Annotated in this window: 9 protein-coding genes; 1 reads left to right on the top strand and 8 read right to left on the bottom strand. The window is 73.1% G+C overall.

The window, feature by feature from the left end; all coding sequences use genetic code 11:
- Window positions 1–57 precede the first annotated feature (57 nt).
- The 7 genes from AC2RP6_RS34340 to AC2RP6_RS34310 all read right to left on the bottom strand — a co-directional run bounded on the left by AC2RP6_RS34340 (window position 58) and on the right by AC2RP6_RS34310 (window position 8386).
- Window positions 58–849: a transcriptional regulator gene (locus AC2RP6_RS34340; RefSeq protein ID WP_486449728.1), complete on the bottom strand. Its 792-nt coding sequence runs from the start codon at window positions 847–849 to the stop codon at window positions 58–60.
- Entirely contained in the window at window positions 846–1259 is a 414-nt protein-coding gene (locus AC2RP6_RS34335; protein ID WP_486449727.1) for a hypothetical protein, read from the bottom strand. The genes AC2RP6_RS34340 and AC2RP6_RS34335 overlap by 4 nt, the downstream gene beginning before the upstream one ends.
- Window positions 1260–1419: 160 nt before the next feature.
- Window positions 1420–1662: a helix-turn-helix domain-containing protein gene (locus tag AC2RP6_RS34330; RefSeq protein ID WP_030654054.1), complete on the bottom strand. Its 243-nt coding sequence runs from the start codon at window positions 1660–1662 to the stop codon at window positions 1420–1422.
- 355 nt (window positions 1663–2017) lie between these two features.
- Window positions 2018–3982, bottom strand: coding sequence for an APC family permease (locus tag AC2RP6_RS34325; protein WP_486449726.1), 1965 nt, complete (start codon window positions 3980–3982; stop codon window positions 2018–2020).
- Window positions 3983–4043: 61 nt separating this feature from the next.
- Window positions 4044–5501: a helix-turn-helix domain-containing protein gene (locus AC2RP6_RS34320; protein WP_486449725.1), complete on the bottom strand. Its 1458-nt coding sequence runs from the start codon at window positions 5499–5501 to the stop codon at window positions 4044–4046.
- Window positions 5502–5671: 170 nt separating this feature from the next.
- A complete protein-coding gene (locus tag AC2RP6_RS34315) occupies window positions 5672–6127 on the bottom strand; it encodes a (2Fe-2S)-binding protein (protein ID WP_486449724.1) in 456 nt (151 codons plus the stop codon).
- 21 nt (window positions 6128–6148) lie between these two features.
- Window positions 6149–8386 carry a xanthine dehydrogenase family protein molybdopterin-binding subunit gene (locus AC2RP6_RS34310; protein WP_486449723.1) on the bottom strand — a complete coding sequence of 746 codons (2238 nt, stop codon included), beginning with the start codon at window positions 8384–8386 and terminating at the stop codon, window positions 6149–6151.
- Window positions 8387–8876: 490 nt separating this feature from the next.
- On the opposite strand from AC2RP6_RS34310, the gene AC2RP6_RS34305 reads away from it, so the two are divergent.
- A complete protein-coding gene (locus AC2RP6_RS34305) occupies window positions 8877–10298 on the top strand; it encodes a PP2C family protein-serine/threonine phosphatase (RefSeq protein ID WP_486449722.1) in 1422 nt (473 codons plus the stop codon).
- 215 nt (window positions 10299–10513) lie between these two features.
- Here AC2RP6_RS34305 and AC2RP6_RS34300 read toward each other — a convergent pair whose 3' ends face one another.
- Window positions 10514–12013, bottom strand: a complete 1500-nt coding sequence (locus AC2RP6_RS34300) for a DNA-binding protein NsdB (protein WP_486449721.1) — start codon at window positions 12011–12013, stop codon at window positions 10514–10516.
- Between the last annotated feature and the right edge of the window lie 61 nt (window positions 12014–12074).

The raw sequence follows: 12074 nt of genomic DNA, 5'->3' as shown, positions 1-12074 counted from the left end.
TTTCGGGCTGCCTACGCTCGGAGCGGTCGGCGCGCAGGGCCGGTCGCAGCGGGAGCCTCACAGGCTTGCCTCCAGTGCGTCGCGTAACCGGCGGAGCAGCGCCACGTCCGGGGATTGGGCCTGGGTCATCCAGTCGGGCAGGGGTACCTCGACCGGCGGGGGGGCCGGGCTGTGCGGCGTTTCGACCAGTCCGGCGGCCGCGAGGCGGCGTACGTCGAGCAGGGTGTGGAAGGCGGGCCGGCCGAGTACCCAGGCCAGGTCCGCCGGGGTGCGTAAGCCGTCGGCCTGGTCCAGCAGCATCCGCTGCCGGGCGGTGACGGTCTGACCCGGCGCGGCGGCTCGGGGCACCACCGGGGCGGTGTCGAGCAGGGGGTAGGGCCAGACGGCGTCGAGCAGTTCGCGGCGGCGCCGGGTCTCGCGTTCGACGGCCGCGGCCGCAACGGAGCGGACGGAGCCGATCCAGTGGGTGGCCCCGCGGCGGAACCGGGAGGGACCGCTGCCCGGGGACAGTGCGAAGAAGGCGGCGTCGAAGATGGCGGCGAGGTGACAGATCTCCAGCTCCCCGCCGGCGAGCCCGCCGCTGTCCACGAGGAAGCGGGCGACCTGCCGGCGGGCCCCGGCCCGGTCCACCGCCTCGCGCCATCGTTCGGGGGCGAGGCCGCCGCCGGTGGTGAGGAGGACGTCGAGGCCGGGGGTGGCGGGGCTCTCCGCGTGGACTATTCGTCCGTCCTCCAGGAAGAGGGTGCCGCGGTCGCGGAGCAGGGCGCCGGTGGCCCGCTCCGCGGCGAGCCGGGTGAGGAGGGGGGAGACGGCCGCGAAGGCGTTCGGGGCCGTTGCCGGGGCGGTCATCTGAGCACCAGCCCCTCGGCGAGGGACCTGAGTTTGAGGCGGGCGAGGGCGAGGTTGCCGTCCGCGCGGTCGAGCCAGACGTGCAGGAAGACGCTGCTGTCGAAGCTCGTCTCGACGAACCGCAGGACGTGGAAGCCACTGCGGGTCGTGACGATCAGGTCCTCGACGGGCGGGCCGGCGGGTCCCACGACGTCACCGAGGGCCGGACCGGCCTCGGCGCGGGCGAAGGACTCGTACTCCGCGGCCGCACGGGCCAGCTCGGCGGTCTCGGCTGCGGTGGTCTCGTGGTCCCCCACGGGCGATTCCCCGATGGTGCCGAGAGCCAGACCACTGCTCCAGTCGACCAGCGCGGCCCCCCGCGCACCAGGCAGGGCCATGGCTTCGAGCAGGCATTCGTCGATCCCGGGCACGCGGGCTCCCCTCCCGGCCGGACGTGCGGTGTGCACGGTAGTGCGGCGCGACAGGAGGGAACTTACTCAAGTTCCGCAGGGCGAAAGGGCGTTCTGGCATTTTCCGCTGGAACATGCCATTCACCGTGTAAGAGCTTGGCCGGAACGCGTCGGAATCTGATCACGAAGCCAGTGGAAGATCGTCCGCGAGGCGGAAGGCCCCGCCTTCCCGCTCGACGTATCCCTCGTGGCTGAGGGTGCGGAGCAGGTGGTAGACGGTGGGCAGGGGGATCCCGGTGACCCGCGCGAGCCGTTTCGCCGTAGCCCCGCCTTCCGCGTGCATCGCTTCCACGAGCCGCAGCGCGCGCTGCACGGAACCGATCAGGGTGGGTGTGCTGTCCTTCTGGATGCGGTCGGTTCCCATGAATGGTCCCCCTGCTCCGGTACGAGGCGTGGCAGACCCATCAAAGTGGCTCACCGCCCGCAAAACCAGCGGACTCGCGTAAACCCGAGCATAAGATCACCGGACCCGGTGGCCCGGCCGGCGGGTGCGGTTGACATATGCGGGGAGCGGAGCGGGCATCCCGCCGCGGGTCCTGTCCCCGGTGACGTCCGCCATCCGGCACCCGCCACGGTCCGATCCTCGACATCGGCGCACCCCCACCGGCACGATAGTCAGTCCGCGGCCCGCTGCGGGAGGAGACGCCCGGCCAACGTCTCGATCAGGCCCTCCCCCGGATGGGCGTCCGGCGGCGCGGGCACGGTCAGGCCGTCCACGATCAGCCCGACACCCCCCGGCCGAGCTTCCCCGGGGCCGCGGCCGCGCGCGCCGCCTTCGCCGACTCCAGCAGGTACGGCACGTCGATCACCGCGACCCCCGGCGTGAAGAGCAGGCGCGCCTTGAGCCGGAGGGCGTTCTGGTTGTGCAGGGGCTGTTCCCACCAGTGCCCCACGACGTACTCCGGGATCACCACGGACAGCATGTCGGTGGCCGGTTCGGCGGCCAGTTCCTCCACGTACGCCAGGATCGGGCCGACGACCTCGCGGTAGGGCGAGTGGATGATCTTGAGCGGGAGGCCGGGGTCGCGCTCCTCCCACACCTGGCGCAGCCGGGCCGCCTCCGCCTCGTCGGCGGCGACGGTCACCGCCGTGAGGGTGTCGGGGCGCAGCCCCTGCGCGTAGCCGATGGCCTTGAGGGTCGGGGCGTGCACGGCGGCGACCAGGACGACCACGTGGTGGTGGACCGGCTTGCGCGGTCTGGTGCCGGGGGCGACGCCGACCTGCAGGGCGACGTGGTCGTAGTGGCGGCGTACGCCCTTCATGCCGACGAAGAGCAGGGGCATGGCGATGACGACCAGCCAGGCCCCGTGCGTGAACTTGGTGATGAGGACGATGACGAGGACCAGTGCGGTCAGGGTGGCGCCGACGGCGTTGATGGCGAGCCTGCGGTGGATGTGGACGCGCTCCTCGCGCGGGGTGGCGGGTGAGGCGAGCGCCTTGCGCCAGTGCCGGACCATGCCGGACTGGGAGAGGGTGAAGGAGACGAACACGCCGATGATGTAGAGCTGGATGAGGCGGGTCAGTTCGGCGTCGAAGGCCACGATGAGGGCGACGGCGGCGAGGGCGAGGAGCACGACGCCGTTGGAGTAGACGAGGCGGTCGCCCCGGTTGTAGAGCTGGCGGGGCGCGTAGCGGTCCCTGGCCAGGATCGAGGCGAGCATCGGGAAGCCGTTGAAGGCGGTGTTCGCGGCGAGGATCAGCACGCCGGCGGTGACGGCCTGGAGCAGGTAGAAGAGGAAGTGCCAGCTGCCGAAGGTGGCCCGGCCGATCTGGGCGAGTGCGGTGGAGGTCGCGGTCCCGGGGGGCAACCCCAGTTCGGTGGGGTCGGCCGCGACGTGCACCTCGTAGGTCATGGCGAGCGCGGTGATGCCGGCGAACATCGTCACCGACAGGAAGCCCATGGCGGCGAGCGTGGTCGCCGCGTTCTTCGCCTTGGGCTTGCGGAAGGCGGGGACGCCGTTGCTGATGGCCTCGACACCGGTGAGCGCGGTGCAGCCGGAGGCGAAGGCGCGCATCGCGAGGAGCACGAGGGCGAGTCCGGTGTAGGTGCCCTCCGCGATGATCGGGAGGTCGGCGGACTCGGCGCGGATGGTCTGGCCGGTGCCGAGCCGGACGGCGGCGACGGCGAACATGAGGTAGATGACGAGGACGAAGCCGTAGGTGGGGATGGCGAAGACGCGGCCGGACTCGCGGACGCCGCGCAGGTTCATCAGGGTCAGCAGCCCCACGAAGGCGACGGACATGACCACTTCGTGGTCGTCGAGCGCGGGGACGGCCGAGGTGATGGCGGAGACTCCGGAGACGACGGAGACGGCGACGGTCATGACGTAGTCGACGAGCAGGGCGCTGGCGGCGGTGAGCGCGGCGGTCTGTCCGAGGTTCTCGGCGCTGACGACGTACGCCCCGCCGCCGCCGGGGTAGGCGTGGCAGGTCTGGCGGTAGGAGGCGATGACGACGACGAGGAGGAAGACGATGGCCGCGGCCGCGTACCAGGTGAGGTGGAGCAGTGCGACGCCGCCGAGGGCGAGGATCAGCAGGATCTCCTCGGTGGCGTACGCCACCGAGGAGAGGGGGTCGCTGCAGAAGATCGGCAGGGCGAGCCGTTTGGGAAGCAGGGTCTCGCCGAGCCGCGCGGTGTCGAGTGGTTCGCCGACCAGCACGCGCTTCGCATTGATACGCCTCATTCGGGCATGATCGTCCATTTTTGCGCGTTTTCTACGGTGCACATCCCTTTCAGGGCTTGTGTCACTCGGCGAGCTCCTCGGCCCGGTGCGCCAGCCACAGGTCGTACCGGACGCTCGGGGACTGCAGCAGCGAGCGCTCCAGCACGGCCTCGATCCGGGCCAGCCGCTTGCGGGCGCCCGGGACGGAGACCCCGAGCGCGGCGGCGGCCGGGGCGAGCCGGGCGTCGTGCTCCAGCCAGGTGCGTACCGTGGTCCGGGCGCCGGCCGGGGCGTCCGGGCCGGTCAGCCGGCTCAGGTGGGCCCGGGCCCATGCGGTCAGCCGCGGATCGCGCAGGACCGTGTCGAGCGCGGGCGCCGCGGCCGGAGCCGTGCGGCCGGCGCTCCCCCGCCCCGCGCCCGGGGTAAGCCGCAGCGCCAGGGAGAGCGCCGACTGGTCGCCGAGCCGGCCGAGGTCAAGTCCGAGCAGCGTCTCGACCAGCCGGATCCTGGCCGCCAGGGTGTTGCGGTGCACCCTCAGCAGCCGGGTGGCGTGCGGGCCGAAGTTCAGCCAGGCGTGGGCGGTGTCGCGCAGCTCCCGCCCGCCCGGGTCCTGCGGGCGCCGGGGTTCGTACGCGTCCAGGGGAGCGAGCAGCGCGTCGGCCCAGCCGGACCCGGCCTCGTGGGCCGCGAGCGCCAGCTCCGGGCCGGGGCCGAACCGGGCGTGCCGCTCGCCGCGGCCGCGGGCGACGGCCAGGGCGTGGAAGGCCTGGGTGTAGGCGGTGGGGGCCTGCCCCAGGTCCAGCTCGCCGCTGACCCCGACGGTGCAGTCCGGGGCGGTCGCCGTCAGCGCCCCCGCCAGGGGGTCGTGGTCGGCGGACACCGCTGCCACGTCGGCCGGAACGAGGATGATGAGGTGGCGCACGTAGACCGGGCAGCGCACGACCCAGGCCCGGCCGCCCGTCAGCTCCCGGCACAGCCGCGCCACTTCGGCCAGACGCCCGGTGCGGCACTCGGCGACGTAGATCCGCATCGGGTCGGGCAGCGAGGGCCGCAGCGCCTCGGCGATCTGGTGGGCGGTGGGCAGCTGGCCGCTCATCAGCAGGCGGAGCACGGCCTCACGGGCCCGCGCCTCGGCGGTCGCGGCCCGCTCCTCGCGCCGTTCGGCCTCCTCGGCGCGCAGGACCAGCGCCAGCGGTACGGCCGCGTCCGCCAGCAGCGTCGGCGCGTCGGCCGGGTGGGGCAGGGGCAGTACGGCGGCCAGCGCGCGTCCGGCGTCCAACGCGAACAGCAGGGTGGCGGACCCCTCGCCGTGCAGGACGGCGGACCGTACACCGCGGGCGCTCATCTCGGCGGCGCCGCGGACGGCGGCGGCGGGCGCGTCCCCGGCGTGCTCCCGGTCCGCCCCGTCGGTGCCGGGACCCCCTGCACGTACCAGTCCGGTCCATCCCCCGAGGCGGGCGGCGAGCCACTCCAGCAGGGCGGCCGACCCTCCCGTGTGGGTGAGCCGGTGGATCTTGAGTACGTCGTCGGACCGTGCCACCGGCGCATTCAACCACCCACCCCACACTGTGCGCTGTGATACCGGTCTCGCCCGCTCACTGGGCAGTGCGAATCCTGCGGACGGCGACGCGCCCGCATAGGTTGTTCCACGAGCGGACGGGTCCCGGGGTCCATGAGTACGAACACGGGGGAGGCGCCGGGATCCGCCGCTCACATCCTGGCGGCCGCACTGCGGATGGCCTCGCGGATGCGGACGTAGGTGCCGCACCGGCAGATGTTGGCGATGGCGTCGATGTCCTCGTCCGTGGGCTCGGCGGTGCGCCGGAGCAGCGCGACGGCCGCCATGATCTGACCCGGCTGGCAGAAACCGCACTGGGCGACGTCCTGTTCGAGCCAGGCCTCCTGCACGGGATGCAGTTCGTCGCCGTTCGCGAGGCCCTCGATCGTGGTCACCTCCCGTCCCGCGCACGCCGAGACGGGCACCACGCACGGGCGGACGTCCACCCCGTCGAGGTGGCTGGTGCAGGCCTTGCAGACGTCCACCCCGCAGCCGTACTTGGGGCCGTGGACGCCCAGCATGTCGCGGAGCACCCAGAGCAGGGGCAGGTCGTCGGGCGCGTCCACGGTCACGCTGCGCCCGTTGACGGTGAAGGTGTGCGAGGGCACGGCGTACTCCTGGCTCGGCGGCTAGCGGGGGTAGGGGGTGAAGTCGACGTCGAAGGCGAGGGGAAAGCTGCGCGGCTTCGAACCGGTGGCCCGGGCCCACGCGTTGGCGATGGCTCCGACCGCGGCGGGCACGCCGAGCTCGCCCGCGCCGCCCGGCTCCGTACCGGTCGCCGGGAGCACGAAGACCCGTACGTCGCGCGGGGTGTCACGCTGCTGCGCCCAATGGAACTGGCTGTAACTGCCTTCCAGCGGAAGCCCCTTGTCGATGTGGAGCCCGGCGCGCAGGGTGGTGGAGACGGCGTCGGTGAGGCCACCGATCATCTGGGCCTCCAGCCCGCGCGGGTTGACCGGCAGGCCGACGTCCACGGCGATGACGGCCTTGGTGACGCGGGCGCGCTGCGGATCGCGGACGTCGATCTCCACGAGGCAGGCGGTGCGGGACTTGTACTCCTCGTGGAAGGCGATGCCCTGCGCGCGGCCGGGCTCCATCGCCCGTCCCCAGTTCCCCTCGGTCGCGACCTTGTCCAGTACGGCGCGCTGGGCGTCGGTCTTCAGGAAGGTGCGCCGGAAGCGGTACGGGGCCCTGCCGGTCGCCGCGGCCAGTTCGTCGACCATGATCTCCTCGGCCCCGCGCGTGTTGGCGGAGTACACCGAGCGCCACGAGGCGGTGGGGATCCCGGTCGGCACCTCGGTGAGGGCCTGGGTGGTGAGGCCGAAGTGGTAGGGGGACTTCACCGTGGTCAGGAACAGCGTCTGGGCGAGGGTGGCGTTGCCGATGCCGAGCGGCAGGTGGGCCGCGGTCGCGGTGATGATCTCACCGAGGCCGTGCCGGAAGTCGGTCTCGGCGGCGGCGACGCGGTGCTCGAAGCTGAGCACCTCGCCCAGCAGGTGCGTGGCGCGGATCCTGTGGTGGGTGGCGGGGCGCATCCGGCCGTGGCGCGTGTCGTCGACACGGGTCCACATCAGCTTGACGGGACGGCGGCAGGCCCGGGAGATCCGGGCGGCCTCCAGCGCTGCGTCGAAGAACAGCCGCCGGCCGAAGGAGCCCCCGGCCTGGACGACGTGCACCGTCACCCGGTCCAGGGGCAGGCCGAGGTCGGCCGCGATCGTCTGCCGGGCCACGACGGGGGACTTCAGGCCGGACCAGATCTCGGCCCGGTCGTCGCGTACGTCGGCGACGGCGCAGTTGGTCTCCATCGGCGCGTGGCTGACGAAGGCGAAGTCGAACTCGGCGTCCACGTAAGGGGTGAGCAGCGGCGGCACCAGCAGCGGCGGGGTGGCGGCGCGCAGCCTGGTGCGGATCTGCGCGTCGGAGAGCTGGTCGGCCGGGCCGGTTCCCCAGGTGACCTGCAGCGCCGCTCTGGCGGTGAGGGCCTGCCCGAAGGTCTCGGCGACGACGGCGACGCCGGTGGGGACGGTGACCACGTCCAGGACACCGGACATGGCCCGGACCGCGGCGAGGTTGGCGACCGTGCGGACGGCGGCGCCGAAGGTGGGCGGGCGGCGCACCACGCAGGGCCTGGCGCCGGGCACGTCGAGGTCCAGGGTGTACCGCAGGGCGCCGGTGACCATGGCGCGGGCGTCGATGCGGTTCGTCGGCCGGCCGACGAGGGCGTGCTGCGCGGCCTTCTTGGGGGCGCCGGCCGGGACGACGAGGTCGGGGGCGGCCGCGGCCACGGCGAGTTCGCCGTAGCGGGCGGTGCGTCCGTCGGGGGCGCGGACGGCACCTTCCGCGGTGGTCAGCGACGCCGGGGCGAGGCTCCAGCGCCGGGCGGCGGCCGCGACGAGGCGGGCCCGCGCGGTGGCGGCGCACTGGCGGACGGGGCCGTAGAGGGAGCGGATGGAGTTGGAGGAGCCGGTGAGCTGGTTGAAGAGCAGCTCGGGCCGGGCGTCGTCCAGCTCCACGCGTACGTCGGCCAGGGGCGCGTCGAGTTCCTCGGCGACGAGCATGGCCACGGCGGTGGTGAGTCCCTGCCCGACCTCCTCGCGCGGCAGCCGGAAGCGGATGGTCCCGTCCGTCTCGACAGCGAGGGCGAGCAGGGCGGAGGTGGGTGCGCCCGCGAGGATGAAGAGGTCGCCGAGGTCGATCACGTCGGCGACGGCCGGCAGGGAGGGCACGACGGCCTGGGCGGTCTGCGGGGCCAGCGCGTCGGCGCCGGCGCGGGTGACCAGGGCGAGGGTCGGCGCCGCCACGAGGAGGGTGAGGAAGGAACGCCGGCTCGGGCCGGTGGCGTCGGTGGCGTCGTGCTGCCCGCTCAATGTCCTCGTGTCCCCTGCGCTGTGCGGGCCCGCCCGCGCGGACCTCCCCCGGCTTATTACCGGCACGTAGGGTAGCGGCCGGTACACCGGCTGGGAAGCCCCGATTCCGCCGCCGTACCGCGCGCGGGGGTCCTCCGTTCGGGGGTATTGCGCCGCGCGCCCCGCGCCGGATCCGGCGTCGTCGGAACGGGCCGAACGCCTCGTACGGATCGGGCGTTTGATCGAGCCACAGAAGGCGGATGGCCGGAATCCGCCACAGGTCGCCTCCGCACCTCGCGCCCCACCGGCAGGCATGCGCACCACGGCCTCGAACCCCGGCTGACCGGATTCGTTCGTACACGCCGGAGGGGCTGCCAGGCCTGCGGCATATACCAGAAGCAAGAACGTAGCGGATGTTGCCAAACGTCTTACACAGTGTCGCCGCCTGTGCAACAGTCGTTACCGGTCCTTCCTTCAGACTTGGCCGTGCCGCGCCTGTATCGGAGTTCTCATGCCGTCCCACCTGTTCGCGGACCGTCCCGCGCAGCCGCCCGAGCCCGGGTCGGTGGACGCACTGATCTCTCAGACCCGGCGCCTCCGGGGGGACGTGGACGCGGTCCGCCGCGACACCGTCGTGGACGACGACGACGCCCAGGGCCGCTGGCAGCGCGCGTTGTGCGACCTCGCCGTGCACCACCTCGACGACCTCCGCGAGCACCTCGGCCAGCTCAAGGAGGGACTGCCCCCGGCCCCCGAGGCCACGGTGTTCCCGCAGGCGGCTCCCGAAGCGGCTCCCGAGGCCCAGACCCGGGTCGGCAGCGCCGAGTGGAACCTGCTGACCGACGAGGTCAGTTGGTCCGACGAGTTGTTCCAGATCTTCGGCCGGTCCCCCGAGGCGGGCGCCCTCCCCCTGGACGAGCTGGGTTCCACCCTGTTCTCCGAGGACCAGCCCCTGCTCACCGCGTGGGTCACCGCCTGCCTGGTGGACGGCAGGCCCATCGACGGCGAGTTCCGCATCGTCCGGGCCGACGGCCGGGTCCGGACGCTGCACATGAGGGGCGAGCCGGTACTCGACTCCGACGGCTGCGCCGCCTCGATGTGGGCCGTGCTGCGGGACGTGAGCGAACTGCGCCGCAGCCAGCGGGCGGTGCGCGAGTCCCGTGACTCGCTGCAGCGCCAGCGGGAGATCGCCCAGACCGAGCACCGCCTGGCGGTCGAGCTGCAGGAGGCCGTGCTCCCCCCGTGGCGCGGCTCCCTGCGGTTCCCGCACCGCGACGCCGGCTCGCTGGACGTGGCCGCGCACTACCTGCCCTCCGCGACCAGCGCGCTGATCGGCGGGGACTGGTACGACGCGCTCGAACTGCCCGACGGGTCGTCGATGCTGACGGTCGGCGACCTGACCGGGCACGGCGTGACCGCCACCTCCGGGATGGCGATGATGCTGGGTGCCCTGCGCGGCATGGCCATGGCCGGGATCGCGCCCGGACCGCTCATGGGCTGGCTCAACCAGCTCCTGGAGACCTCCGTCCAGCCCGCCCTGGGCTCGGCCGTGTGCTGCAGCTACGACCCCGCGCGCCGGGTCCTGACCTGGTCCCAGGCCGGCCACCCCGCCCCCCTGCTGTTCCGCCGCGGTTCGGGCCGCGCCCTGGCGCCGCCGGAAGGCATCCTGCTCGGCGCGACCTCGGGAGCCTCGTACGGACAGGCCGAGGAGCGCCTGGAAGTGGGTGACCTGCTGATTCTGCACACGGACGGCCTCACCCCGCGCAGCATCGAGTTCAGCCGGGCGGACGGGACCGAGCGGCTCCTGGCACTCGCGCCGAGGCTCTCGGCGGCGCGTTCGGCGCAGGACTGCGTACGGCTCGTGGTCGAGGAGTTCGGCGAGGTCGAGCGGGAGGACGACGCCTGCGTACTCGTCGCCCGGGTCGGCGGGTAGGACACCGGTCTGCCGCAGGGCAGTTCGTACGGACTTCAGGGCCGCGCCGGAAGGCGCGGCCTCTTCTCGTCTCCGCCGTGTCCGCGCACCTGTCGCCGGCTCGTCGGCGAGGCCGGTCACGACGTACCGGTCCCGCCCTCGTACCGGCCCGTGGGCGGTGTGGAGGGCATGGGGAACTGCTGGGGGGGGCAGGGCGGCCCGCCGGAGGGGGAAAACTACACCCCCGTCGCCGGCCGGCCGCTCGACGCCGGGGTGTCGGGGAGGGCCAGCTCGATCTCCTGGCGGAGGTCCTCGATGCGCGCGTACCCGGCGTACTGCGCGGTGAGCCGGTACATCTCGCGCAAACGGTCCCACGTCCGGTGCGAGGAGGTCTCGTTCATGGATACGAGGGCCAGGCGCGCGTAGCGGTCCGCCTGTTCCGGCTCGTCGGCGATGAAGCAGGCGGAGGCCATGGAGATGTAGTCGAAGATCTGCGAGCGCTGGTAGCCGTCGCCGCGCAGCCGCAGGGCCTCCTTGGCGTGGCGCGCCGCGATCGGCGCCGCCGTGGCGTCGTGGTCGGCGAGGGTCCGGTAGGCGAGCGCCTGCATGCCGTGGAGGTCCGCCTCGTCGAAGTGCTGCATCCAACTCGGCGGCGGTACGTCGCCCTTGTCGGAGACGAACAGGTCCTCCGCCTCGCCCAGGGTGCGGCGCATGGCCTGGCCCTTCCCCATGGCGGCCTGCGCCCACGCCTCGATGGTGTGCAGCATGGCGCGGGTGCGCGGGAGGGTCTGCTCGCCGGAACCGGACTGGGCGAGCTTCATCAAATCCAGGGCCTCGTTCGGCTTGCCGAGGTGGACCATCTGGCGGGCGGCTCGGGACAGCGCCTCCCCCGCGCGCGGGCGGTCGCCGCCCTCGCGGGCCGCGTGCGCGGCGATGACGAAGTACTTCTGCGCGGTGGGTTCGAGGCCCACGTCGTGCGACATCCACCCCGCGAGGACCGCCAGATTGGCCGCCACCCCCCAGAGCCGCCGCTGGAGGTGGTCGGGGTGGTGGTAGGCGAGCATCCCGCCGACCTCGTTGAGCTGCCCCACGACGGCCTTGCGCTGCAGTCCGCCCCCTCTGGAGGCGTCCCAGGCGCGGAACACCTCGACGGAACGCTCCAACGCCTCGATCTCCTGCGAGCCGATCGGGGCGGCCTCGTAGCGGTCGTATCCCGCCGGGTCGGCCTGGAAGGAGTCGCCGAAGCGCGCCGGACTCGCCTTCGCCGGGGCGGGGTCGGTGTGCAGCCAGTCGTACATGGCGTTGCTGAGGGCGGAGCCGGCGGTGAGCACGGCGCCCGCGCCCATCAGACCGCGACGGTTGAGCATGAGGTCCATTCCCGTGAATTCGGTGAGGACCGCGGCTGTGCGTTCGGGCGCCCAGGGCATCCCGTCGGGGTTCTCGCGAGCCCCGTCCGGCTGCCGTCTCGAGGTGCGCCGCTGCCGTACGAACCCGAGGTCCTCGATGGTCACGACACGACCGAGCCGCTCGGTGAACAGTGCTGCCAGTACCGTGGGCACCGGTTCGCGGGGGCTCTCCCCCATGTCGATCCAGCGCCGTACCCGCGAGGTGTCGGTGGCCAGCTGGGGGTGGCCCATGGCCGCCGCCTGCCGGTTCACCATCCTCGCCAGTTCGCCCTTCGACCAGCCGGCCAGGCCGAACAGGTCGTTCAAGCGGGTGTTTGGACCTTTGCTCACGTCAAGCCCCCAGGTTCTCGGCTGAGTTGACAGTAGCCCCCCGTCAGATGCCCAGCGACTA

The organism is Streptomyces sp. WAC03905, assembly GCF_057371075.1.
Note: the sequence above shows the minus strand (reverse complement) of the source record. Positions and strands in the feature narration are given on the sequence as shown.